Below are 24,043 nucleotides of genomic sequence, written 5' to 3' on the forward strand. Positions count from 1 at the left end.
TTCATGTCCGACTTGAACGATTACCTTGTCCGCTCGGCGGCTGCCATATCAGCCATGGTCGAACGGGACCTGACCGGTGAGATGGAGCGGGCAGCGAGCGCCGTGGTGACTGCGCTTTCGTCGGGGAAAGCCTTGCTCATCGCCGGCAATGGCGGCTCGGCCAGTGACGCCATCCACATTGCCGGCGAGCTGGTCGGCCGCTTTCTCAAGGAGCGCAAGGCCTACAATGTCATCGCGCTGCCGGCCAATGCAGCGGTGCTGACCGCCTGGGGCAACGACTATGGATTCGACACGGTGTTTTCGCGCCAGGTCGAGGCGCATGGCGCCGCCGGCGGGGTGCTCCTGGCGATCTCGACCAGCGGCAATTCGCCGAGCATCCTTGCCGCCGCCGAACAGGCGCGGAGGATGGACATGACGGTGATCGGCATGACCGGCGACACCGGCGGCAAGCTGAAGCCTCTGTCCGATATCCTGCTCAACGTGCCGTCGACCTCGACGCCGATCATCCAGCAGGGGCATCTGTGCCTTTACCATCATTTGTGCGAGGTGGTCGAAGCGCGCCTCAGCAATGGCTGATCCCACGACCTCTGGCCGCTATCCGCTGGCGGAGCCTGGCCTATGGGTCGAGCAGGTCGGCTCAAGAGTGTTCGCCGCCGGCTCGCCGGCGCTGTTCCTCGATCGCGACGGCACCATCAATGTCGATACGGGCTATCCGGACGATCCTGCCGAAATGGTGCTGCGCGCGGACATAGCCTCGGTGATAGCCGCCGCCAACCGGGCCGGCATTCCGGTCATCATCGTCACCAACCAGTCGGGCATCGCGCGTGGCTATTTCGGCTGGGGCGATTTCGCCGCCGTCAATGGCCGCGTGCTCGAGCTGCTGCGCGTCGACAATGCGTTCGTCGATATGGTCGTCGCCTGCGCCTATCACGAAGCTGGCTCCGGTGTGCTTGCGGTTGCCGATCATCCGTTGCGCAAGCCCAATCCGGGCATGCTGCTGGAGGCGGCCGGGCGCCTCGGGCTCGATCTGCGGCGTTCGCTGGTCGTCGGCGACAAGGAGGCCGACATGGAGGCGGGACAACGCGCCGGCCTCGCGCAGGGCTGGCTGGTAGATGGACAAGCAGCTGTCCGATCGGGCTTCACAATTCGGCCTTGGTGCGAGCGCGCGGATTTCGACGGCCTGCTCGCCGCAATAGCTGCGCTTGGCACCGCCTCGGGCGCGCCGTGACGGCTTACATCCGATCTTTGTCTCGCCAGGCTTCATAAAGCTTGGCCTCTGTCGCGAACGAATACAGCATCACCAGCATCGAATAGACGAACCCGTGCCGGCCGCACAGGAAGTAGCGCTTGGCCAGGTAGAACTTCAGAAAGTTGCCGAGCGGCGACAGCACCAGTCTTATCAGGCCGGGCTTCTTGGCTCGTTCGACAAGCGTGGCAACCTTGAGGCTGGAGTAGGTGTTGGCCCTTGCCAGATCCTCGGCAATGGTCATTTCGCGGCGATGCAGCAGCACGCCATTTTCTATCGTGCCGGTTTCGCCTGGCACCTCGAACGACTCATGGACCCGCAGATTGAGGTCCATCGTGGCCTTGTCGCGGCGGAAAAGACGCAGCAGCCTGTTGTGAAGCACCCAGCGGTGCGCATAGCCATAGCCCTTCAGCTTGTCGCGGCGTCTGATGTACCATCCGTCGAAGGCGTCATTCCCAAGCTGGGTCACATTCATGATTGACTGCCTGAGCACGTCGTCGATGGCCTCGTCGGCTTCAATCGAAAGGCACCATGGTTGCGTGGCCTGATCGAGCGCGAATTGCCGCTGACGAGGAAAGCCCGGCCAATCGTTGTGAAAAAGCCTTATCGGGTAGCCTTTGGCGATGTACCCGTTGACGACGTCCAGAGTGCTGTCCGTCGAGCCCGAATCGACGACGATGATCTCGGCGCAGAAATCGACGCTTTCCAGGCACTCGCCGATCATGTCGGCCTCGTTCATGCAGATGACCAGCGCCGAAACCGGGCTAGAAAATCGAGTCATCGTCCCACCCCACGGCACACTGTTCTCGGAATTGGGCCGCCCTGCGCCCCTGTTTACGCAATCCCGAAAGCGCTATGCGCTTTACCCGGGAAAACCGTTACATACTTTTTCTGGAATTGCTCTAGGAAACCAACAAGACGGCTACGGCAGAAATTCCGGCTTCACAGGAGAGCTATCGAACGCCAAAGCGGCGCTGATATGGCGAGGCCTTCAAGCGACATCGGCGAAAGCTCGTTGCGGTTCAGCCGGCTCAAGGCTGTGCGAACGAGACCAGCCCTTCGTCCTTGACCCGGCGGATGGTGAGCGCTGTGCGCACCGTGTCGACATTCGGGGTCGAGGTCAGTTCCTCGATGACGAAGCTCTGGAAGGCGCCAAGGTCGCTCGCCACGCAATGCAGCAGGAAATCGGATTCGCCCGACACCATCCAGGCGTCGCGTACGATTGGCCAGCCGCGGGTGCGCTCGGCAAAGATGCGCAGTTCGGCATCGGCCTGATGATGCAGGCCGACCAGGCAGAAGGCAACGACATCGAGGCCGAGCGCTGGTGCATTGAGCAAGGCACGGTAGCCACGGATGATGCCGGCTTCCTCCAGGCGCTTGACGCGGCGCAGGCATGGCGGCGCCGAAATGCCGACGCGGTTCGACAGTTCGACATTGGTCATACGGCCGTCGCCCTGCAATTCGCGCAGGATCTTCCAGTCGATAGCGTCGAGGTCGGCCTTGAGGGGCATGTGGGCTCTCGATCATGAGGGCAATACGCAAGAATCTTGCGTGATTTTGTAATTAAACGACTTCGCTGTCCATTCCATCCTTCGCCCGGAATATTTCGCGGGATCAGCGGCCGACAGGTGCGACAAAGCTTTCCGGGGACGAACACCAACTTGCCTTGCTGGCGTCGTGGGCAACACTTACATTACGCGCGACAATGATCGAGTTTTCCATGCCGCAATTGCCGGCAGCCCTCCGCAGAGGCTTTAGATGACCACCAAGCACGCGCCCGTTCTCATCATCGGTTCCGGCCCGGCCGGCTATACGGCGGCGGTCTATGCCGCCCGCGCCATGCTGAAGCCGATGCTGGTCGCCGGCCTGCAGCAGGGCGGGCAGTTGATGATCACCACCGATGTCGAGAATTATCCCGGCTTCGCCGACCCGATCCAAGGTCCGTGGCTGATGGAGCAGATGCTGAAACAGGCCGAGCATGTCGGCACCGACATCATCAACGACATCATCACCGAGGTCGACCTCAACGTGCGACCGTTCCGCGCCAAGGGCGATTCCGGCACGACCTATACCGCCGACGCGCTGATCATCGCCACCGGCGCGCAAGCGAAATGGCTGGGCATCCCGACCGAGCAGGACTTCATGGGTTTTGGAGTCTCGGCCTGCGCCACCTGCGACGGTTTCTTCTACAGGGGCAAGGATGTCGCGGTGGTCGGTGGCGGCAATTCCGCGGTGGAAGAGGCGCTCTATCTGTCCAATCTCGCCAGGAGCGTGACGGTCATCCACAGGCGCAGCGATTTTCGCGCTGAACGTATTCTGCGCGAGCGGCTTCTGAAGAAGGACAATGTCCGCGTCATCTGGGACACGATCGTCGATGAGATCACCGGCCGGCCCGGCAAGACGCCGCTGCCGCCCTCGGTCGAGGGGCTGAAGCTCAAGCATGCGGTGACCGGCGAGGTGTCGCACCTCAAGATCGACGGCGTGTTCGTGGCCATCGGCCATGCGCCGGCGGTTGAACTGTTCGCCGGCAAGCTCAAGCAGAAGCCGAACGGCTATCTGTGGACAGCGCCGGATTCGACCCGCACCGATGTGCCGGGCGTGTTCGCGGCCGGCGATGTGACCGACGATATCTACCGCCAGGCGGTGACGGCAGCGGGGCTCGGCTGCATGGCCGCGCTCGAGGCGGAGAAGTATCTGGCCGGCATCGAAGTGCATCGCGAAGCGGCCGAGTAGAGAGTTCAGAGAGCGGCTTAGAAACGCCGTGTAAAAGCCTGATTTTTCATTCAGACGCCAAAACAGAACGAGGGGAATCATGGCGTTGGACTGGGACAAGCTACGCGTGTTTCACGCTGCGGCGGAGGCGGGGTCGTTTACCCATGCGGCCGAGACATTGCATCTGTCGCAATCGGCGATCTCGCGGCAGGTCAGCGCGCTCGAGCATGATGTCGGCGTGCCGCTGTTCAACCGCCACGCCCGCGGGCTGGTGCTGACCGAGCAAGGTGAGATGCTGTTTCGCACGGCGCATGACGTGCTGATGAAGCTGGAGACCATCAAGTCCCGGCTGACCGAGACCAAGGATCGCCCGTCGGGCGTGCTGCGGGTGACGACGACGGTGGGGCTTGGCGCCGGCTGGCTGACCGAGCGGGTGCAGGAATTCATCGAGCTCTATCCCGAAATCAGCCTGCAGTTGATCCTCGCCAATGAGGAACTCGACCTCACCATGCGCCAGGCCGATTGTGCCATCCGGCTGCGCCAGCCGCAGCAGCCGGACCTGATCCAGCGCCGCCTGTTCACCGTGCATTTTCATCTCTACGCGGCGCCATCCTATGTCGCCAAGCACGGCAAGCCGTCTTCCGTCGCAGAGCTGAAGGCTCATCGCATCGTCACCTTCGGCGTGCCGGTGCCGTCGCATCTGTCGGAGCTGAACTGGCTGGAAACGGTCGGTGATTTCGAAGGCGGACAAAGGGTGCCGACGCTGCAGATCAACGACATATTATCGATCAAGCGCGCGGTGCAGGGCGGGGCCGGCATCGCCATGCTGCCCGACTATGTGATCAGCAAGGACTCCGATCTGGTGCAGCTGCTGCCGGAGACCGAGGTGCCGTCTTTCGACACCTATTTCGCCTATCCCGACGCGATGAAGAACCAGGCCAAGCTGCATGTGTTCCGGGACTTCATCATCGCTAAGGCCCGAAGCTGGTCCTTCTAATTTTCGTTTTCACGCCCTACGGGATTATCCCCGCCAGGGCATCAGCCGAGGCAGCCAGCCGGGCACGTTGCGGCGGTAGGTGTCGTATTCGGCGCCGTAACGGCGGCTAAGCGTCGGCTCTTCATAGAGCCTGACAAGGCGCCCATGGAGACAGCGCTGACGGCGGCATAGGCGACAAGCGCCCAGCTCGAGAACAGCAGCGCCTGGCCGAGGATGATCGACAGCACGGCGACATACATCGGGTTGCGGACATGGCGGTAGATGCCGCCTATCACCAGCCTCTCGGTCGGGGCGACCGGTGCGGGTGTGCCCAGGCCCTCAAGCGCAAAACGGCCGAAGGCATGCAGGAGTGCCGCGCCCGCGGCAACGATCAGAAGCCCGCCAACAGGGGCAAAGCCCGGCAGGCCCGACCAGGGCAAGCCCCAGCGATCGGTCAACAACCAGGGCACCAGCCCGGCAACCACGCAGGGCGCCGCGATGAAGAAGGCCGCACTGCCGGCGATCGCCGAAAACCTCCGCATTGGCTGCTTGCTCCGCGATTGCCTTAGAAATGCACGCCTGCTGCCCGCTTCCACATCATTGCCCAGTTTTGGCATTTCGAGCCGAAAGCCAGCCGAGATTAGCGATTCTGTAGTTGCAATTGCCCGATTCAGCGCTCCATTTCGACGATTTTGCTGGTCCTATTGGCTTCTGGAATGGGTTAGACCACAGCCTGCGTCTTTTTGCATGTGTGTGTTGCAAAATAGATGCTTGTTTCTTGGGCATGATGAGCACATATATAGATCATCTCCTGGGCGCGTTCTCCTCCCATTAGCGCCCTCGAGTGTTCCCCTCTGGAGGTTAGCCTTAACAGGCACTCCAATCAAACTCAGCCGGATCTTCATTGATCCGGCTTTTTTGTTGCCTGTGCCCTGCTGGGCCGGCCAAAAATTCCATCACAATTGCCACGTAACGGTGACATGTAACCTCTGGTAACATATCCCGGACGCCCGCGACCTGCTATGTAGATCATAGGACGCGGTGTGGTTCGGACGGGAGATGGGGGCATCACTCGTACGGCCCGGGCTCAGGCGGCTACCGCGTCCGAACCGTTTTTCCGCCGAACTCGGCGGTACCAAATGCGGCGGACCTGACGTTTTACCTCCCAAGGAAACGGTCCGCGAACAAAACGACGTCCGGTCCCCGCCGGACGTCGTTTTCTTTTGTTCCCCCGAATCAGGTTCGAGAGGAACGCCACGCCATCAGGCGGCCTTGCCGTTGGTGTTCATGGCGTCGTCGGCCAGACGGCCGGTGAGTTCGGCCATGTGGTCGAAGACGGCACGATAGCTGGCAACGCCCGCGGTCGCCGAGCGCAACTCGATGATCAGGTCGCCGATCTCGGCTTGCGGCATGGTTGCCTCGACGACATCCCATCCCGGCCAGTCGGGTCGCGCGTCGTAGCCGAGGATCTGGCCGCGCCGCTGCGGGATGAGAGCGATGATCTTCGAGGTGGCATCGGAGGGGGTGACGATCTCGACCTTCATCACGGGCTCCAGGAGCACCGGCAAGCACGCGGCCATGCCCTCCTTCATCGCCAGCCTGGCCGCCATCTGGAAGGCCATGTCGGAGGAATCGACCGCATGATAGGAGCCGTCCGATAGGTTGACTGCGACATCCACGACCGGAAAGCCAAGCGGCCCGGATTTCAGATAGTCGCGGACCCCGGTCTCGACCGACTGGATGTAGGTCTTGGGCACGACGCCGCCGGTGATGGTGTCGGTGAACTGGAAGCCGGAACCGCGCGGCAGCGGCTTGATCTCGATCACCACGTCGCCGAACTGGCCATGGCCGCCGGACTGTTTCTTGTGACGGCCGCGCTGCTGCGCCGATTTGCGGATCGTCTCGCGATAGGGCACCGCCGGCGGATGACCTTCGACCGGTATCTGGTTCTTGCCTTCCAGCCGCTCGCGCACCACGCGCAGATGCATCTCGCCATGGCCCGACAGCACGGTTTCGGCCGAGTCCTGATTGTGGCGCAGGCTGAGCGACGGGTCCTCCTCGGCCAGCCGCTGGATGGCAGCCGACATCTTCACTTCGTCCTTGCGCTCCTTGGGGCGGAGCGCGAAGGCGAAGACCGGCTGCGGCGGCTCGAACTGGACGAGGGGCTTGATGCCGCCCTTGGCCGAGCTCAGCGTCTGGCCGGTCTTGACCTCGTCCAGCTTGCCCAGTGCCACCGTGTCGCCGACCTTGGCGATGGAGAGCTTGGACTGGTCCTTGCCGAGCATCCGGTAGATGCCGGAAACCTTGGCCGTGTCGCCGCCGGGCAGCCAGAGTTCGGAACCGTCGACGACCTGACCGGAGAGGATGCGCGACACCGACAGCTTGCCGCCATGCGAGGTGTGGATGGTTTTCATCACCTGGACCAGGGTAGCCGCGCCGTCGGGTGCACCGAGCCGTTTGCGGGTCGCCTCGATGTCGGGCGCGTCGTGGCGGATCGCCTTCAGGAGGCGCAGCACGCCGTTGCCTTTCTCGGCGGTGCCGATCAGCACCGGGATCACCGCACCGTCACGCAGGTCGGCGGCGAGGTCGTCGAAGATCGCATCCTTGGGCGGCTCGATCTCCTCGAGCAGTTGTTCCATCAACTGGTCATCATGGTCGGCCAGCGTCTCCAGCATCGAGAAACGCGCTTCGAGCTCGCGCGCCTTGTCGTCGCCGGGAATCTGCGCCACCTCGCTTTCGGCATATTCGCGATAGATGTAGGCGCGCTCCAGCGCCAGGTCGATCGAACCAATGACGACGCCGTCCTTGCGCAGCGGAATCTGGCGCAGCAGCAACGGCACGGCACTGGCCGGCTGCAGCATCTTCAGCGTGTCGCGCACGCCGGTGATTGCCTTGTCGACCTTGTTGAGGAACAGAATGCGCGGCACTCCGAGATCGTCGAGCTTGCGCATGATCAGTTGCAGGGCAGGGATCTTCTTCTCATCGGCCTCGGCTACGACGACCGCGAGGTCGCAGGCGGCCAGCACCGGTTCGGCCTCGAAAGAGAATTCGATGGAACCGGGACAGTCGACGAAGGTGATCTGCTCGCCCATGAATTCGGTCGTGGCGACCGTCGCCTCGACGCTCATGGCGTGGGCGCGCGCCTCGGGCGAATGATCTGAAACGGTGTTACCTGATGAAACGGGATTTTGTCGGGGAATTGAGCCCGTACGGGCCAATATGGCTTCGAGAAGTGTCGTCTTACCGCTTGCGAAGGGACCGACTATGGCAATGCATTTCGGTCCCGTGCGTCGTCCTCCGGCGCGAGTACCCATGACTGACCTCCACTCAGGCGTTTCCCGTAGGACCGACTGGCATGTATGGTTCAGGCTTGGTCAATCGGTCCTGAGCGGCGGCCGGCCTGTTCGACCGTCGCGGGCGGGGTTCTTTTCAAGTGCCACCTGCCCAAAGCCATCGTCCCACTTGTTTGCCGGCAGGGCAAGAAAAATAGAAACCCTTTGCTCGGCAGTGGACCGTGCGGATCATATGCTGGGGCTGGCAGCGGGAAGCTGTTGCACGTCGACCGATATCGGCCGAAACTGAAAACAGGCGACCCGTCGCCCGCTGTTTGAAGGACCATCGACCCATGAAGATCATCGCCTGCGGCAGCGTGCCGACCGTCATCGCGCCGGAAAAATACTTCACCGGCCGGGTGCTGCAGACGCCGATCATCGAGAAAGAGGCGCCGGCGCGGCTGCGGGCCACGCTGGTCAGCTTCGAGCCGGGCGCGCGCACCCACTGGCATACGCATCCGCTTGGCCAGACGCTGTACGTGACGGTGGGCGCCGGGTTTGCCCAGACGTGGGGCGGCCCGATCCAGGAGATCAGGGCCGGCGACGTCATCTCGTTCGCGCCTGGCGAAAAACACTGGCATGGCGCGGCGCCGAAATCGGCGATGACGCATATCGCCATGCAGGAGGCGCTCGACGATGTCCATGCCGATTGGCTGGAAGCGGTGACCGCGGAGCAATATGGCGGCTGATTGCTCAGTCCGTAGGAAGCCGGGCTTCTGTTCCAGCCGCGATATTTTCAACTCAATAGCGTGATCGACAGCGCCATGCCCGTCCGTTCAACTGACCGTCAGTCAGTGACGTAGGTGATTGCGAAACTCACGTCTGGATATAGCCATTGTCAAAGCACCGTCTGCCCCTGGTCGCCGCTGTCTATCTTGGTTCGTTCGTGGCTCTGCTCGACGTCAGCATCGTCAATGTCGCGCTGCCGACCATCCAGCAGGCGTTGCAAACCGATTTCGGCGGCCTGCAATGGGTGGTCGACGCCTACACGCTGTGCCTGTCCGCCTTCATGCTGTCGTCCGGCCTGATCGGCGATCGCTATGGCCGCAAGCGCTCGTGGCTGGCCGGCGTCGGCATCTTCGTGGCCGGTTCGCTGATCTGCGCCGTCGCGCCCAATCTGCCGGTGCTGCTGGCCGGCCGGGTGGTGCAGGGCATCGCCGGCTCGCTGCTCATTCCAGGCGCGCTGTCGATCCTGACGCAGGCCTTTCCCGATGCGCGCCAGCGCGCCGGCGTCATTGGCGGCTGGGCGTCGTTCGCCGCCATCTCTCTGCTCGTTGGTCCCGTCCTCGGTGGCATCCTGGTCGAGACCGTCGGCTGGCAAAGCATCTTCCTGATCAACCTGCCGCTGGGCTTGATCACGATCGCGCTCGGTGCTGCTTCGATCAACGAGACGGCGCATCCCGAACATGCCCATCTCGACCTCGTCGGCCTGGCTCTCAGCATCCTGTGGCTGGGGGCGCTGACCTTTGGCCTGATCTCGGCCGGCGAGAATGGCTGGGGCGAGCCAAGGACGGTCGCGGCGCTGGTCGCCGGCGTCGTCGGCCTGGCTGCTTTCCTCGGCTTCGAGGCGCGCACTGCACGGCCGATGCTGCCGCTTGGCCTGTTCCGCGATGTCCGCTTTGCCGTCGCCAATGTCGCTTCGTTCGCGCTCGGCTTCACCTCCTATTCCAGCGTCTTCTTCTTCTCGATGTTCCTGCAGCAGGTGCAGGGCTGGTCGCCGACGCAGACCGGCCTGCGCATGGCGCCGGCCTTCATCGTCCAGATCGTGGTGTCGCCATGGATCGGCAGGCTGAGCGCCCGCTATGGTCACTCCGCGCTGATGACCATCGGCTATGTTGCTATCGGCCTGTCCATGCTCGGCATGTGCTGGGCCGGCCCTTCGACGTCCTACGCGATGCTGTGCCTTCTGTTCGCCATTGGCGGCCTCGGCAACGCGCTTGCAATCCCGACCGGCAGCGCTGCCGCCATGTCCTATGCGCCGCGCGAACGCTCGGGCATGGTGTCGGCGGTCATCAATGCCACCCGCCAGAGCGGCCTTGCCATCGGCATCGCCTTGCTCGGCGCCTTGATGAGCATGCGGGCAACCAACCTTTTGACCGGGTATCTCGGCGATGCCGGTGTCGCCAACGCGGAAGCGGTGGCTCGTGCTGCGATTTCACGGCATGATTTCGCAACCGATGCGGCGATGGGCGAAAGCGGCGTGCATGAACTCTATGCTGCCGCCTATGCCGGCGGCTTCCACGCCGCGATGCTGACGGCAGCGATCGGCGCGTTCCTCACCGCCGCATTGCTGGTTGCCGTGCTGGCGCCGGCCGAGGCGCGCTCGGCCAAAGAGACCAAGCACGAGGCGTGAGGCTGACGGCCCATTAAAAAACCCGGCGGGTGAAGCCGGGTCTTTGCGTTCATAGCGCGCCAGTCAGGTCAGCGAAGCCGTAAAGCGCTGGATGCGCGTGCAGGCTTCTTCCAGAAGCGTCTCCGAGGTCGCGTAGGAGATGCGGAAGTTGGGGCCGAGACCGAAGGCCGAGCCGAACACCACCGCGACGCCCTCGGCTTCGAGCAGTTCCGAGCAGAAGGTCTCGTCGGTGTCGATCAGCCTGCCGGCCTTGGTCTTCTTGCCGATCAGCTGGGCGCAGGAAGGATAGACATAGAAGGCGCCTTCCGGCGACGGACAGGTGATGCCGCGTGCCTGGTTGAGCATCGACACGACAAGGTCGCGCCTGCCTTGAAAGATCGCCTTGTTTTTGGCGATGAAATCCTGCGGGCCATTCAGCGCCTCGACGGATGCCCATTGCGCAATGGTGCAGGCGCCCGATGTCTGCTGACCCTGGATCATGTCCATCGCCTTGATCAGTTGAACCGGACCCGCCGCATAACCGATGCGCCAGCCGGTCATTGCATAGGCTTTCGACACGCCGTTCATGGTCAGCGTGCGCTCGTAGAGCTTAGGCTCGACCTCGGCGATGGTCCTGAAGACGAAATCGCCATAGGTCAGGTGCTCGTACATGTCGTCGGTCAGCGTCCAGACATGCGGATGCTTCAACAGCACGTCGGCCAGCTCGCGCAATTCGGCTTCGGTATAGGCGGCACCCGACGGGTTCGACGGCGAGTTCATCAGCAGCCATTTGGTCTTCGGCGTGATCGCCTTTTCCAGCACGGAAGCGGTCAGCTTGAAGCCGTTGTCGATCGAGGTGTCGGCAAACACGGAGGTGCCGCCGCATATGGCCACCATCTCGGGGTAGCTGACCCAATAGGGGCGAGGAATGATGACCTCGTCGCCGGGGTTCAGCGTCGCCATGAAGGCGTTGAACAGGATCTGCTTGCCGCCGGTGCCGACTATGGTCTGCTCGGGCTTGTAGTCGAGATTGTTCTCGCGCTTGAACTTTTTTGCGATCGCCTCGCGCAGCGGCACGATGCCCGAAACCGGCGGATACTTGGTTTCGCCACGGCGGATCGCCTCGATTGCCGCATTCTTGATGTTGTCTGGCGTGTCGAAATCCGGTTCGCCGGCGCCAAGCCCGATAATGTCACGGCCGGCATTTTTCAGCTCGCGCGCTTTCTGCGTGACCGCGATGGTGGCGGAAGGCTTCACGCGGGAAAGGGTGTCGGCAAGAAAGGCCATGAGCTTGACGTCTCCATGGAAGATCGGCGCGGCCAGGAGCGACCGCGGCGCTTCTCATGTCGCATGATTTCGCGCAACGCAAGCATTGTCGGCTGATCCAGGTCTCAAGGAGCTGTGATCGGGTCCCGGGGTCGGCAACAATAAATTCATTAACGAGCGGTAGAGGCTTGAGTGGCAGGATGGCAGACCAATTGCGGAGCGAGGAACCGTGTCGCGCAGCGTCGGGCTTGCCCACATCATCCGTCAGGACGACGGCACCTCCACCGGTGTCTGGGGTATCTACACGCTGCAAAGCGCCTTCCAGCCGATCTTCGCTTTCAAGGAAGGCAAGCTGTCGGTGGTCGCGTTCGAAGGGCTGATCCGACCGTTCCGCGACGGCGAGCCGCAATCGCCGATGAATTTCTTCTCGACCTGCCCGGCCGCCGACCGGCTGCATATCGAGGCGCTGACCAGGACGCTGCATCTTCTCAACGCCGGTGCCTGCCTGCCGCGGGAAGCATCGATCTTCGTCAATTTCGACCCGTCAGTGTTCACCGAACGCGCCGTTGCCGACGCTGCCTTGCGCGAAATGCGGCTCGTGCTGCACGAGGCCGGCATCGACCCGCGTCGCGTCGTCTGCGAGGTGACCGAGCAGCGGTCGGCGTCGCAGGAAGCCTTGCACGGCTTCGTCGCGGCACTGAGGGCCAACGGTTTTCGCATCGCCGTCGACGATTATGGCGCCGACGATTCCGACATCAATCGGGTCAAGGAATTGAAGCCGGATATCGTCAAGTTCGATGCCTACTGGATCACGCAGCTGATGGAGTCCGGCGCCGGCTTCGCGTTGCTGACCACCATGGTGAAGAACTTCGAGGAGCAAGGCATCCATACGGTGTTCGAAGGCATCGAGGAGGGCTGGCAACTGGAGCTCGCCGAGAAATCGGGTGCGTCGATGGTGCAGGGTTTCGTGCTGGCGCGGCCCGAATTGGCGCCGACCAGCTTTGGCGTCTTCGACAAGGCCAGGCAGGCGCCTGCCGCTGCTGCCGTCGACACGGCTGCTCCTGCCGCGGCAATGCCTTCGGCGCGGCCGGTCAAGGCCTTCGGGCGCCGGGTGGCGACATGAGAGACGATCGGCGGCGCAATGTCGGCGATGCGATCCAGGTCGACGAAGTCGGCATCGAATACGGCATCTATGGCGAGTTCCGCCTGCGTAGCGCCTATCAGCCGATTTTCGCGCCGCGCGGCCGGTTCCTTCACGCGGTCGCGGCCGAAGCCCTGATCGAGCCGCACCGTGCCGGCCGCCCCGGCGCGCCGAAGGTGTTCTTTGAAAGCGTTGCCGTCTCGGACCGGCTGTTTGTGGAAACCATGTGCCGGGCGCTGCATCTCAGGAATTTCCGCAACATCGGCGTCGACGGGCTCGACCTGTTCTTCAACTACAACCCGTTGATCAACGACCATGCCGGGCGGGCACTGGCCGAGATTCGCCTGATGACCAGGCATCTCGGCGAGTTCGGCCTGGCGCCGGCCATGCTGGTCTGCGAAATCACCGAACAGGCGGCGGACGACGCGCTTCTCGTGCGGCTGGTGCGCGAGATGCGGCGCGACGGCATCCGCATCGCCATCGACGATTTCGGCACCGGGCACTCGACCGAGGAGCGGGTGAGCCTGCTCAAGCCCGACATCGTCAAGATCGACGGCACCTGGTTCGCGGAGTTCTGCCGCCACGCTGCCGCCGAACGGTTCTTCCGCCCGCTGGTTTCCAGCCTGCATGACCGCGGCGCCAAGGTGCTGGTCGAAGGCATCGAGCAGCCCACCCATCTGCGCGTCGCGCTCGAAGGCGGCGTCGACCTGCTGCAGGGTTTTCTCCTTGCCCGTCCGGCCTTGGCCGGCACGGTATTCGAGGAGAAACCGCTGGTCATCGATGCACTGCTGGGCCGGGACAGCAAGGTCGTGCCCCTCTTTGGCTAGGGCATGTCGATATTCAGGTGATGCCGGCCTGCAAACGGCGGCTTCCTGCGCTTCCGGTGCTCACGTACTTAAGTACGCTCCGCTCCGGTTCTCGGAACCCACCGTTTTCGGCTCGGCCTGACCTGAATCTCAACATGCCCTTCAACGGCCTCAGATTTTCGGCGATTCACACATCAGCGGCGCTGATCGTCGTACCAAAACAAATCATTGGTTGAGACCGCCGCCGCTGCGATAATCGCGCGGAGACAGTGCTCCGGGGAACAGCCATGATACTTTACGGCATGATCGACAGCGGCAATTGTTACAAGCCGCGCCTGCTGATGGCCAAGCTTGGCCTTGGCTTTACCAATGTCGAAGTGAGTTCGCACACCGGCGATACGCGCAAAGCCGACTTTGTCGCCAAGAATCCGAACGCCATGGTGCCGCTGCTCGAGTTCGACGATGGCCGGCGGCTGGCCGAATCCAACGCCATCCTGCTCTATCTCGCCGAAGGCACACGCTTCCTGCCGGCGGACAGGTATGAGCGCGGGCTTGCCTATCAATGGCTGTTCTTCGAGCAATACAGCCACGAGCCTTACATTGCCGTGCGCAAGGCGCTGCTGACCTTCCCCGAACGTGCTGGGGATGCGACCCCGGAGCGGCTGGCGGTGACGCTGGAGCGCGGCAACAAGGCGCTCGGCGTGATGAACAGGCATCTGGAAAACAATGCCTTCTTCGCCGGCAGCGCGCTCAGCGTCGCCGACATCGCGCTCTATGCCTATACGCATACGGCGGAGCAGGGCGGCTTCCAGCTCGACGCCTATCCGGCGGTGGCGGCCTGGCTTGGCCGAGTGGAAGCGGATCCGGGGCATGTGCTGATCGGGTGGATGGGGTAGTTTGTCCCGCGCCAGGTGGGCGGATGGGTAGCTACTTCAAGAGATGATCATAGTCCGCATGGGTGCCGATCCAGAACCAGATCACATCATCGTTGGTGCGGGTGGCAACAGCCCGGTAATTGTCGTCAACTCGCGCAGACCAGTAGCGTCCGACCTGTTTGAAATGCAGCGAGGGATCAAAAGGGTGGGAGCGGAGTCTTTCAAAACGCCTGTCCGCTTTTGCTCTGATCGCCGATGGCAGTTTTTCGTAAGCCTCCCAGAACGATGGGGAGGCGACGTGATTCACAGAGGCCGCGTCCGACCAGCGCGATGGTCCGTCAGTGCCTGTTCGGCAAGCTTATCCAATCGGCCGGCCTTCGCATCGGCCTCGATCTGCCGATCCCACATATCCTCCCGAAGCGCTTCGAACCAGGCAGCAAACGCCTTCAGTTCTTCAGGGCTCAGTTCCGCAACGGATTTTTCAATTTGCTCAAGCTTGGTCATGGCCGAATGATACCACTACTAGGCTAAAAGTACCACCGGTGGGACTGTAGCGCCCGTTGCAGCACCTAACCCCAGACAGCAAAAAGGCGGGATAAATCCCGCCTTCCATGCTTGGTAGCCTGATCGGGAACGTCCGGTCCGGGCTGGCAGCTATCTGCTGATCCAGCTTGTCGGGTCTTTCCGCTCCAGCGCGCTTCTCGCGCGACTGTCAGTACATCCGTGACTTGCCGCGCGCCCCGAGCTCTCGCCCGGCGCGCGCTATCGCAAAATCAGGCTGCCTTGCTCAGAGATCCAGCGGACGACTTGCCAGTGCGGCGGTCCTGCTCGATCTCGAAGTTGATCTTCTGGCCTTCGACCAGGGTCGACAGTCCAGCACGCTCGACAGCGGAGATGTGGACGAAAACGTCCGCGCCGCCCGCGTCAGGCTGAATGAAGCCGAAGCCCTTGGTGGCGTTGAACCACTTGACCGTTCCAGTTGCCATTTAGATAGTCCTTCACATTTGCTTTAGATTGACCGGACCGAGGTCCAGCCGGTGTGCATCGAGATTTTGGAGATAGACGTCAGCAAACGCGATTATCGCGAGGCCCGGATCGATCGGCCGAAATATCAATGGAAGGCATATAGGCTGCTTTCGCACGAAAAACAAGACTGCGTGAGAAAGCCGTGATGAGGGCGCCGCCCAATGGCCGCCCCAATCGCGTGAGAGCGTCGCGATGATCGGAGCCTGTGGGCGCTCGATCCACACCCGCTTGGGAGGGGATCTTGGGGAGAGGACCATGAAAACCATTCTGCTTGCCGCCTGCCTGACGCTTGTCGCCGCTCAGGCTCAGGCGATCTCGCGCTACGACCCGACGCGTATGGGTTGCGGCAAGGTTCAGGCGACGATCGCCCGGCAGGGGGCGGTCATCCTGCGCTACCAGTCGAAGCGGGTGCCGGGACTGCCGCTCTACGACCGCTATGTGCAGAGCCAGCGATTCTGCAGCATGGGCGAGGTGAGGACACGGGCCTACGTGCCGAGCGCCGACACAAAGTCCTGCCCGGTCTACAACTGCAAGCGGCCGGACAATGACCGGCATTTCCGCCGGCGGTTCTTCCACAACAACTAGGCACCTGCCTACATCAAAACCCGAACGACACCTGCGCTGGTGGCGGAGGGCCGACGCGCACGCCTTCCATGGCCAGCATCTTCTCCTTGGTGATCGATCCGCCGGGCGCCGAGAAGCCGCCGATCTTGCCGCCGGCGGCAAGGATGCGATGGCAAGGGATGACCAGCGGCACCGGATTGGCGCCAAGGGCGGCCCCGGTTTCGCGGGCGAGCCCGGCATGGCCGGCGGTCTTGGCCAGCTCGCCATAGGTGGTGGTTTCGCCGAAGGAGAGTTTTCGCGCGGCGTCGTAAATGGCGAGGCGGAAATCGTCGACGCCGTCGAGATCGACCGGCACGGCGGAGAAATCGATGTCCTCGCCCGCCGCATAGGCCTTGATCGCCGCGATCAGCTCGACCACCCATGGCGGCTGCGCCGTGGCACTGGAAACGCCGCCATGGCGCAGCAGGCGCCGCTCCACCGCCTCGCGGCTGCGTTCGGGCAGGCAGAGCCGGGTCAGGCCCTTTTCGCTCCACGCAATACCCATGAAACCGATCACTGTTTCTAACACTGCGTGGCCGGCCGTGATCGAAGCTGTCGTGACCATGATGCGTTCCTTCCCGCAAAGTGGCGAAATCCGGGATTCGTTCCGGTACATATCCGGAACAATATGGCACCACCGCCTGCCTCTCGCCACCCGAAAACCACCTTAGCGCCCCGATTGCCCGGCCTGAATCGCTGGTGTAAGGAATTTCTTAACAACCCGACAAACCGGACCCGAGCGCGGCTTGCCAGCAAAACTCAACCTTATCGCGATCGGCGTGATCCTGGCCGCCGCCGGCATCAGCGGCTGCACGTCGACCTCGCAGATGAAGCCCGCGCCTGCTCTCACCGAAACAGCGACCGTCGCCGGCACTGACGCCGGTTTCACCGTGCCGCTGCCGGAGACAGTTTCGGTGCTGCCGGAATCATCAGGGATCGCCCCCGTTCAGACGGCCGAGCTGCCGCTCGATCCCGCCGCACAGCCGGTTGCCGCGACCACCGCTTTTGCCGGATCCACACCGGCGGCACCAGCCGTGCCCGCGGTGATGACCGCCAATGCCTGGCAGGCGCCGCCGCCAGCAAATGCGAACGAGCCGGTCAAGGCGGCCGAGACCTATACGACCGCGGGGCTGGTCGTGCCGGCAACCGCCAAGGGCGATCGCATGCCCGGCGTCCAGCAGGTCGCCTATGTCGTGCCGCAGAACCCGGCGGCCCTGGTCCAGTTCCCGGCAGGGCCCGTGCAAGAAGAACACGCGACGGGCGTGCGTGGCGATGTCGAGCGGCTGATCGAGAAATACGCCGTGATCTACCAGGTGCCGGTGGATCTGGTGCGCCATGTCGTCAACCGCGAGAGCACCTTCAACCCGAAAGCCTACAACAACGGCCATTGGGGGCTGATGCAGATCAAACACGCGACGGCGCGCGGCATGGGCTATGACGGGCCGGCCAAGGGCCTGTTCGACGCCGATACCAATCTGAAATACGCGGTGAAATATCTGCGCGGCGCCTGGCTGGTGGCCGGCGGCAACGCCAAGAAGGCCGACTGGCTCTACCAGACCGGCTATTATTACGACGCCAAGCGCAAGGGCCTGCTCGAGGCGACCGGCCTTGGCCGCGACCGCCAGCGCCGTCGCCTGCAGCCCGACGCCTGAGCGCGATGCCTGAACCGCGCCCGCCGGCTCTCAACGACATCCGGCTGCGCAAAATCCTCGACGAGACGCTGGTTCCGCCGCACTGGCCCGACGGCTTTGTCATGCGCAGCTTCGAGCCCGGTGACGCGCTGCCCCTGCATGCGCTGTTGACCGAAGTGTTCGACGACGGCGCCGACGGTCCGTTCGACGAGTGGTGGCCGCGCATCGCCGACGATCCCGAATTCGACCCGGCACTGTGCTTTCTCGTCATCGACGCCAAGGGCCGGCTGGCGGCAGCGGCACTGTGCTGGACCCGCGCCTTCGTCAAGGATCTAGCCGTTCATCCCGAGGCTCGCGGCAAGGGCGTTGCCGAAGCGCTGATGTGGCACGCCTTCGCCGTTTTTCGCGAACGCGGCGCCGATCATGTCGACCTCAAGACCAACACGGTCGAGAATCCCGCCGCCGTCCGGCTCTATGAGCGGCTGGGCATGATGCCTGTCGCCTGGGAAGGCTAGGGTGTGCTGATATTCAGGTGATGCCGGCCTGCAAATGATGGCTTCCTGCGCTTCCGGTGCTCACGTACCCAAAAGTACGCTCCGCTCCGGTTCTCGGAAACCACCATTTTCGACTCGGCCTGACCTGAATCTCAACACCCCCTGATGGGTGTCGCCTCACGCAGGAACGGCGCGATTTGGGAACCCAAAAGCGCCGCTTCGCATTCAATGGGAGGTGAGGGCCTGACAAGCTGCCGGCGGGTGGGAGGATTTTCCGCGGCCGGCCGCGGAGGGACATCCACCACCATGAAGTTTTCTCACGTATTCCTGGCGCTCGGCGTCACTGCCATTCTGGTTGGTACGCCGGCGCGGGCCGTCGAGCTGTCGATGGTGTCGGGCGATACCGGCGACGGCATCAAGGTGCTGCGCGAGATCCTCGACCGTTACGAGAAAGACAGCGGCAACAAGGTCAGCATCGTCGTCATGCCGACGTCCGGGACCGACCAGTTCGGCCAATACCGGCTTTGGCTCGCCGCGGGAAACAGTGACATCGACGTCTACCAGACGGACGTGATCTGGGCACCGCAGCTCGCCAGCCAGCTCGTGGATCTGACCGCAGCGACCAAGGACGTCGTGGCCGAGCATTTCCCATCGATCATCCAGTCACAGACCGTCAACGGCAAGCTCGTCGCCTTGCCGATCTTCACCGATGCGCCGGCGCTCTACTACCGCAAGGATCTCCTCGACAAATATGGCGCCAAGGTGCCGGCCACCTGGAAGGAACTGGCGGACACCGCCAGGCTGGTCATGGACAAGGAGCGTGCGGCTGGCAATCGGGATATCTGGGGCTTCGTCTTCCAGGGCAACGCCTATGAAGGGCTGACCTGCAACGCGCTCGAATGGGTGATGTCGAATGGCGGCGGCCAGATCATCGAGCCGGACGGCTCCATCTCCATCAACAACAGCCAAGCGGCGGCGGCGCTCGATATGATCAAGGGCTGGGTCGGGACCATCGCGCCGCCCGGCGTGCTCGCCTACCAGGAAGAGGAATCGCGCGGCGTCTGGCAGACCGGCAATGCGGTGTTCATGCGCAACTGGCCCTATGCCTATGCGCTCGGCAACGGCGAGGGCTCGCCGATCAAGGGCAAGTTCGACGTGGCACCGCTGCCGGCCGGCACGGGCGAGGGCGCCCGACCGGTCGCGACCCTGGGCGGCTGGAATCTCGCCGTCTCCAAACATTCGAAGCATCCGGATGCCGCGATCGAGCTGGTCAAGTTCATCGCCTCGCCCGCGATGCAGAAATACCGCGCGCTGAAGACGTCCAACCTGCCGACCATCCAGGCGCTGTATGACGATGCCGACATTGCCAGAGAGCAGCCGATTATTCCGCGCTGGAAGCAGATATTTCTCAATGCGGTGCCGCGCCCGTCGGCCGCGGCCAGGATCAAATACAACGAGGCCTCGAGCCAGTTCTGGAACGCCGTTCACAACACGCTCTCGGGCGACGGCACCGCCGCCGACAATCTGGGCGACCTCGAAGCGATGCTGACCAAGCTGAAGGGCCGAGGCTGGTGACGCGACGATGCCGGGGCACCCGCCCGGCGGGACCGCAACGAGCGGGAGCGAAATGACAGGAATGGAACCGGAAACAGCCAGGGCCGCGCACTCGCCGTTGACGGCACAGCGCGTTCGCTCGGCGTCGCTTTTCCTGGCGCCAATGCTTCTGGTGCTCGCCGCGGCGGCCGGCTGGCCGCTTGCCCGCACGGTTTATTTCAGCTTCACCGACGCCTCGCTAGCCGACCTCGACGCGCGCCAATGGGTCGGCTTCGGCAATTATTTCTCGGTGCTGCACATGCCGAGCGGCCGGACCCTCTATGACGGGCTGCTCGTCGATCCGGTCTGGTGGCGTGCCGTCTGGAACACGGTTCGTTTCACGGTGATTTCGGTGACCTGCGAAACCATCCTCGGCACCATCGTTGCCCTGGTTCTCAACGCGGAATTCGCCGGCCGCGGCATCGTCAGGGCAGCGATCCTGATCCCCTGGGCCATCCCGACGATCGTCTCGGCGAAGATGTGGCAATGGATGCTCAACGACCAGTTCGGCATCATCAATGTCGTGCTGCTCAACCTCGGCCTGATCAGCACCAAGATCGCCTGGACGGCCGACGCCGACACGGCGATGGCGGCCGTCCTCATCGTCGATATCTGGAAGGCGACACCGTTCATGACGCTGCTTATCCTGGCCGCGCTGCAGATGCTGCCGAGGGAGATCATCGAGGTCGCCAGGCTCGACGGCGCCAACCCCTGGCAGATCTTCTGGCGGGTGACCTTGCCGCTCATCCGCCCGGCGCTGATGGTGGCGGTTATCTTCCGCGCGCTCGATGCGCTGCGCATCTTCGACCTGATCTATGTGCTGACGCCCAACAATGTGCACACCAAGTCGATGTCGGTGTTCGCCCGCGAGAACCTGTTCGAGTTCGACAAGTTCGCCTATGGGTCCGCCGCCTCGACCTTGCTTTTCCTGATCCTCGCTCTGCTCACCATCATCACCATCCGCATCGGCCGGATCAGCCTGGACGGAGGCCGCTGACATGTGGATCGTGAAGCGCACGGCCTTTTACCTGCTGGTCGCGGTCATCGTCTTCGTCGCCGTGTTCCCGTTCTACTATGCCATCGTCACCAGCCTGAAATCGGGGACCGACCTGTTCCGGGCCGATCTGTGGTCGACGACGCTCAGCCTCGCCAATTACCGGAATGTGCTGACCGAAGGCAGCTTCGTGCGCAACTTGCTGAACTCGCTGTTCGTCTCGGGCGCGGTGGTTGCCCTTTCGCTGTTGCTCGGCGTCACATCGGCCTATGCGCTGGCGCGCATTCGATTCCGCGGCCGCTCGGCCCTGCTGTTCATCATCCTGTCGGTGTCGATGTTCCCGCAGGTGGCGCTGCTGGCCGGGCTGTTCGAACTGGTCCGCCTGTTCGGCCTCTACAATTCGCTGTTCGCGCTGATCTTCTCCTACATGATCTTCACCTTGCCGTTCACCGTCTGGGTGCTCACCACCTTCGTCCGGGACCTGCCGGTCGAGGTCGAGGAGGCGGCAATCCTAGACGGCGCGACGCCGTGGATCATCGTCACCCGGGTCTTCCTGCCGCTGATGTGGCCGGCGCTGGCAACCACCGGGCTGCTGGCCTTCATCGGCGCGTGGAACGAGTTCCTGTTTGCCCTGACCTTCACCTCCAACAACGCACAGCGGACCGTGCCGGTGGCGATCGCGCTGCTCTCCGGCAACTCGCAGTTCGAGATCCCATGGGGCAACATCATGGCCGCCTCGGTGATCGTCACGGTGCCGCTGGTGGTGCTGGTGCTGATCTTCCAGCGCAAAATCGTCTCCGGCCTCACCGCGGGCGGGGTCAAGGGGTGAGGGACGAGTCCTCAGATGTCCGGCGCGTTGCCGATCTTCTGCTTAAGCTCCAGCGCCCAGGCGCGGCCTTCGTCGCCGCCCCACAGCAGCCAGGCGATGTAACCGGCTGAAGGGTTTTGCTCGTTGCCGTAGTTTCTGCCGCGCTTGTCGACCTCGTGGCGGGCGAAATAGCTGACCATGCGGCGGATGGTGGAGGGCGCGAGCTTTTCCCGGTTCTTCAGCTCGGTGGCGCGGGCGACGCCGATCTCGGTGCCGCCGCGGCCGAACTCGCCGCGCAGCCTGAGGCCCTTGGCGGCGTTGTCGGCCACCACTTGCGGGCAGCGCAGATCGATCTCGTCGTCGTGCACGTTGTTCCCCGGATCACGCTGCCCGAACAGGTATTACGACATCTCACCATGCGCAATAAATGTCGGGACCGATCGCTGCCAAACGTCCTTGGGTCGTAGAGCAACCGCGTCGGGACGCCGGCGCCGCGACTTGAAGGAGCCGATCATGATCACCTTTCCCAACGAATCCGCCAAATACCGCACCGCGCGTGAAAAACTGCTGCGCAAGGAAATCGAACTGCGCCGCGCCATGGAAGAGGTCGCCGAGGCCCGGCGCGCGCTGCCGCCGGGCGGGCTGATCCGCCAGGATTATGAGTTCGACGGGCTGGACGGCGATGGGAGGCCTGCAAAGATAAAGCTCTCGGAGCTGTTCGCGCCCGGCAAGGACTCGCTCATCCTTTACAACATGATGTTCCCGCGCCACCCGCAGGAGAAGCGCGAGGTGGCGACCAGCGGCGGCACGGCGAAGCTCGCCCGGCAGGACCAGCCATGCCCCTCCTGCACGGCGCTGCTCGACCAGTTCGACGGCGCGGTCGGGCATCTCCAGGCCGCCGGCTTCAATTTCGCGGTGGTGGGCAAGACCGCGCTTGAAAACCTGGTCACACTCGGCCTCGACAGGGGCTGGCGCAACATGCGGTTGGTCTCCTCGGCCTCCAACAGCTTCAAGCGCGACTACAATGCGGAGGCGGCCGACGGCTCACAGATCCCGCTGCTGTCGGTGTTCCATCGCGATGCCGACGGCATACGCCATTTCTGGAGTTCGGAACTGGATTTCGCGCCGACGGAGCCGGGCCAGGATCCGCGCAGCCTCGGCACCTGCGAAACGCTGTGGAACCTGATGGATTTCACGCCGGAAGGCCGCCCGAACTGGAACGAGCAGCTGCAATATGGCGAGGCGTGTTGCCACTGAAAGGCAGCTCTGGCCAGCCGCCGCGTTTCAGTTTTCGGAACATGAGTCCCATGGGCTGGCTCGAACGAGGGCATCGGCGAGCGTTCGAGTCCGGCACGGAAACGGTGGGGCGATCGAGGCGACATGCGCAGGCTTCTTCCTCAAGAGCTGCAACCGGAGTGCCCAAGCGACGTTGGATTGTCCGAGGGACAATTCCAACCGGAGACATGCCATGAAGACGCTTACCATTCTGACCGCAGCAGCATTGCTTGCCGGCGCGCCGGCCTTTGCCCAGTCGAACACGACCGCCACGACCACGCCGCTCGCTACGACGACGAAGGTCGACACTTCGACCTTCATCAAGACGGTGCAGAGCGCCAATGAGTTCGAGATCGAGTCCAGCAAGCTCGCCGAGCAGAAGGCGACCGATGCCGACGTCAAGGCCTTCGCCAAACAGATGATCGCCGATCACACCAAGGCCGGCGAGGAATTCAAGGCGGCGCTTGCCCAGGGCCAGACAACCTCGGCCACCGCACCGTCCGGTCCAGCCCTGCAGCCCAAGGAGCAGAAGATGCTCGATGAATTAAAGGGCGCCAGCGGCGATCAGTTCCAGGCCAAATACATCGAGATGCAGACCAACGCCCACAAGGAAGCCGTGGCGCTGTTCAGCGGCTATGCGCAATCCGGCGACGACCCGGCGATGAAGGAATTCGCCAAGAAAACCCTGCCGACGCTGCAGATGCACGAAAAACACGTGAAGGAACTGGCGGCCGCGCATCAGGGGTGAGGGCGGTTCAAAGTCGGCGATCTGTGGCGCCCCCCTCTGTCCTGCCGGACATCTCCCCCTCAAGTGGGGAGATTGGCCGTCGTCACTGTTTTCGCCAATTTTCAACGTAGCAAGGTGAAGGCCGGCCCCAAAGCTGCCAATCTCCCCCCTTGAGGGGGAGATGTCCGGCAGGACAGAGGGGGGCG

General features: G+C 63.2%; 26 protein-coding genes and 1 pseudogene. 17 read left to right on the forward strand and 10 right to left on the reverse strand.

Annotation, left to right across the window (positions count from 1 at the left end; translation table 11 throughout):
- The first annotated feature begins 3 nt into the window (after positions 1 to 3).
- Together EOB80_RS04930 and EOB80_RS04935 are read left to right on the forward strand one after the other, a co-directional pair.
- Complete coding sequence (locus tag EOB80_RS04930) at positions 4 to 576, forward strand: SIS domain-containing protein (RefSeq protein ID WP_024504153.1); 573 nt, start codon at positions 4 to 6, stop codon at positions 574 to 576.
- Positions 569 to 1,228, forward strand: coding sequence for an HAD family hydrolase (locus EOB80_RS04935; RefSeq protein ID WP_127326843.1), 660 nt, complete (start codon positions 569 to 571; stop codon positions 1,226 to 1,228). The genes EOB80_RS04930 and EOB80_RS04935 overlap by 8 nt, the downstream gene beginning before the upstream one ends.
- Before the next feature lie 4 nt (positions 1,229 to 1,232).
- Here the strand turns inward: EOB80_RS04935 and EOB80_RS04940 are convergent, their stop codons facing one another.
- Positions 1,233 to 2,027 (reverse strand): glycosyltransferase family 2 protein, encoded by a 795-nt coding sequence (locus EOB80_RS04940; RefSeq protein WP_127318541.1) that lies wholly within the window; start codon positions 2,025 to 2,027, stop codon positions 1,233 to 1,235.
- A gap of 250 nt (positions 2,028 to 2,277) precedes the next feature.
- A complete protein-coding gene (locus EOB80_RS04945; RefSeq protein WP_013530077.1) occupies positions 2,278 to 2,757 on the reverse strand; it encodes an Lrp/AsnC family transcriptional regulator in 480 nt (159 codons plus the stop codon).
- A gap of 247 nt (positions 2,758 to 3,004) precedes the next feature.
- On the opposite strand from EOB80_RS04945, the gene trxB reads away from it, so the two are divergent.
- A complete protein-coding gene (trxB, locus tag EOB80_RS04950) occupies positions 3,005 to 3,979 on the forward strand; it encodes a thioredoxin-disulfide reductase (protein ID WP_127267436.1) in 975 nt (324 codons plus the stop codon).
- Between the two features lie 79 nt (positions 3,980 to 4,058).
- Positions 4,059 to 4,955 (forward strand): LysR family transcriptional regulator, encoded by an 897-nt coding sequence (locus EOB80_RS04955; RefSeq protein ID WP_023809733.1) that lies wholly within the window; start codon positions 4,059 to 4,061, stop codon positions 4,953 to 4,955.
- A gap of 24 nt (positions 4,956 to 4,979) precedes the next feature.
- Here the strand turns inward: EOB80_RS04955 and EOB80_RS04960 are convergent.
- Positions 4,980 to 5,476, reverse strand: a pseudogene (locus EOB80_RS04960) (isoprenylcysteine carboxylmethyltransferase family protein).
- Positions 5,477 to 6,196: 720 nt separating this feature from the next.
- Positions 6,197 to 8,248 (reverse strand): elongation factor G, encoded by a 2,052-nt coding sequence (locus EOB80_RS04965; RefSeq protein WP_127267438.1) that lies wholly within the window; start codon positions 8,246 to 8,248, stop codon positions 6,197 to 6,199.
- Between the two features lie 311 nt (positions 8,249 to 8,559).
- Between EOB80_RS04965 and EOB80_RS04970 the strand changes: the two genes are divergently transcribed.
- Both EOB80_RS04970 and EOB80_RS04975 read left to right on the forward strand, forming a co-directional pair.
- Positions 8,560 to 8,955: a cupin domain-containing protein gene (locus EOB80_RS04970; protein WP_127326844.1), complete on the forward strand. Its 396-nt coding sequence runs from the start codon at positions 8,560 to 8,562 to the stop codon at positions 8,953 to 8,955.
- Positions 8,956 to 9,101: 146 nt separating this feature from the next.
- Complete coding sequence (locus tag EOB80_RS04975; protein WP_127326845.1) at positions 9,102 to 10,619, forward strand: MFS transporter; 1,518 nt, start codon at positions 9,102 to 9,104, stop codon at positions 10,617 to 10,619.
- A gap of 63 nt (positions 10,620 to 10,682) precedes the next feature.
- Here the strand turns inward: EOB80_RS04975 and EOB80_RS04980 are convergent, their stop codons facing one another.
- Positions 10,683 to 11,885, reverse strand: a complete 1,203-nt coding sequence (locus EOB80_RS04980) for a pyridoxal phosphate-dependent aminotransferase (RefSeq protein WP_127326846.1) — start codon at positions 11,883 to 11,885, stop codon at positions 10,683 to 10,685.
- Between the two features lie 208 nt (positions 11,886 to 12,093).
- Between EOB80_RS04980 and EOB80_RS04985 the strand changes: the two genes are divergently transcribed.
- From EOB80_RS04985 to EOB80_RS04995, 3 genes are all read left to right on the forward strand, one after another.
- Positions 12,094 to 12,987, forward strand: coding sequence for an EAL domain-containing protein (locus EOB80_RS04985; RefSeq protein ID WP_127321442.1), 894 nt, complete (start codon positions 12,094 to 12,096; stop codon positions 12,985 to 12,987).
- Positions 12,984 to 13,832: an EAL domain-containing protein gene (locus EOB80_RS04990; RefSeq protein ID WP_127326847.1), complete on the forward strand. Its 849-nt coding sequence runs from the start codon at positions 12,984 to 12,986 to the stop codon at positions 13,830 to 13,832. Before EOB80_RS04985 ends, EOB80_RS04990 begins: the two co-directional genes overlap by 4 nt.
- Before the next feature lie 266 nt (positions 13,833 to 14,098).
- Positions 14,099 to 14,707: a glutathione S-transferase family protein gene (locus EOB80_RS04995; protein ID WP_127322770.1), complete on the forward strand. Its 609-nt coding sequence runs from the start codon at positions 14,099 to 14,101 to the stop codon at positions 14,705 to 14,707.
- Between the two features lie 31 nt (positions 14,708 to 14,738).
- On the opposite strand, the gene EOB80_RS05000 is transcribed toward EOB80_RS04995, so the two are convergent.
- The 3 genes from EOB80_RS05000 to EOB80_RS05010 all read right to left on the reverse strand — a co-directional run bounded on the left by EOB80_RS05000 (position 14,739) and on the right by EOB80_RS05010 (position 15,672).
- Entirely contained in the window at positions 14,739 to 14,993 is a 255-nt protein-coding gene (locus EOB80_RS05000; RefSeq protein ID WP_127270430.1) for a hypothetical protein, read from the reverse strand.
- The gene (locus EOB80_RS05005) at positions 14,990 to 15,190 is read right to left on the reverse strand and encodes a hypothetical protein (protein ID WP_027039317.1); all 201 of its coding nucleotides are present in this window, start codon (positions 15,188 to 15,190) and stop codon (positions 14,990 to 14,992) included. The genes EOB80_RS05000 and EOB80_RS05005 overlap by 4 nt, the downstream gene beginning before the upstream one ends.
- 269 nt (positions 15,191 to 15,459) lie before the next feature.
- The gene (locus tag EOB80_RS05010) at positions 15,460 to 15,672 is read right to left on the reverse strand and encodes a cold-shock protein (protein ID WP_010910991.1); all 213 of its coding nucleotides are present in this window, start codon (positions 15,670 to 15,672) and stop codon (positions 15,460 to 15,462) included.
- A gap of 295 nt (positions 15,673 to 15,967) precedes the next feature.
- Between EOB80_RS05010 and EOB80_RS05015 the strand changes: the two genes are divergently transcribed.
- On the forward strand, positions 15,968 to 16,297 hold the full coding sequence (locus EOB80_RS05015; RefSeq protein WP_127326848.1) for a hypothetical protein: 330 nt from the start codon (positions 15,968 to 15,970) through the stop codon (positions 16,295 to 16,297).
- A 13-nt stretch (positions 16,298 to 16,310) separates the two neighbouring features.
- Here EOB80_RS05015 and EOB80_RS05020 read toward each other — a convergent pair whose 3' ends face one another.
- Entirely contained in the window at positions 16,311 to 16,880 is a 570-nt protein-coding gene (locus EOB80_RS05020) for a methylated-DNA--[protein]-cysteine S-methyltransferase (protein ID WP_127326849.1), read from the reverse strand.
- A gap of 181 nt (positions 16,881 to 17,061) precedes the next feature.
- Between EOB80_RS05020 and EOB80_RS05025 the strand changes: the two genes are divergently transcribed.
- The 5 genes from EOB80_RS05025 to EOB80_RS05045 all read left to right on the forward strand — a co-directional run bounded on the left by EOB80_RS05025 (position 17,062) and on the right by EOB80_RS05045 (position 21,856).
- Positions 17,062 to 17,967: a lytic transglycosylase domain-containing protein gene (locus EOB80_RS05025; RefSeq protein WP_127326850.1), complete on the forward strand. Its 906-nt coding sequence runs from the start codon at positions 17,062 to 17,064 to the stop codon at positions 17,965 to 17,967.
- 5 nt (positions 17,968 to 17,972) lie between these two features.
- Complete coding sequence (locus EOB80_RS05030; protein WP_127326851.1) at positions 17,973 to 18,461, forward strand: GNAT family N-acetyltransferase; 489 nt, start codon at positions 17,973 to 17,975, stop codon at positions 18,459 to 18,461.
- Positions 18,462 to 18,746: 285 nt separating this feature from the next.
- Positions 18,747 to 20,015, forward strand: a complete 1,269-nt coding sequence (locus EOB80_RS05035) for an ABC transporter substrate-binding protein (protein WP_127326852.1) — start codon at positions 18,747 to 18,749, stop codon at positions 20,013 to 20,015.
- Between the two features lie 52 nt (positions 20,016 to 20,067).
- Positions 20,068 to 21,030 carry a sugar ABC transporter permease gene (locus EOB80_RS05040; RefSeq protein WP_127326853.1) on the forward strand — a complete coding sequence of 321 codons (963 nt, stop codon included), beginning with the start codon at positions 20,068 to 20,070 and terminating at the stop codon, positions 21,028 to 21,030.
- A 1-nt stretch (position 21,031) separates the two neighbouring features.
- The gene (locus EOB80_RS05045; RefSeq protein WP_127326854.1) at positions 21,032 to 21,856 is read left to right on the forward strand and encodes a carbohydrate ABC transporter permease; all 825 of its coding nucleotides are present in this window, start codon (positions 21,032 to 21,034) and stop codon (positions 21,854 to 21,856) included.
- An 11-nt stretch (positions 21,857 to 21,867) separates the two neighbouring features.
- On the opposite strand, the gene EOB80_RS05050 is transcribed toward EOB80_RS05045, so the two are convergent.
- A complete protein-coding gene (locus EOB80_RS05050) occupies positions 21,868 to 22,203 on the reverse strand; it encodes a hypothetical protein (protein ID WP_027039309.1) in 336 nt (111 codons plus the stop codon).
- 145 nt (positions 22,204 to 22,348) lie between these two features.
- On the opposite strand from EOB80_RS05050, the gene EOB80_RS05055 reads away from it, so the two are divergent.
- Together EOB80_RS05055 and EOB80_RS05060 are read left to right on the forward strand one after the other, a co-directional pair.
- Positions 22,349 to 23,092, forward strand: a complete 744-nt coding sequence (locus EOB80_RS05055) for a DUF899 family protein (protein ID WP_164762509.1) — start codon at positions 22,349 to 22,351, stop codon at positions 23,090 to 23,092.
- A 211-nt stretch (positions 23,093 to 23,303) separates the two neighbouring features.
- On the forward strand, positions 23,304 to 23,858 hold the full coding sequence (locus tag EOB80_RS05060; protein WP_127326856.1) for a DUF4142 domain-containing protein: 555 nt from the start codon (positions 23,304 to 23,306) through the stop codon (positions 23,856 to 23,858).
- The last annotated feature ends 185 nt before the right edge of the window (positions 23,859 to 24,043 follow it).

Source organism: Mesorhizobium sp. M7A.F.Ca.MR.245.00.0.0, assembly GCF_003997415.1.
GTDB lineage: Bacteria > Pseudomonadota > Alphaproteobacteria > Rhizobiales > Rhizobiaceae > Mesorhizobium.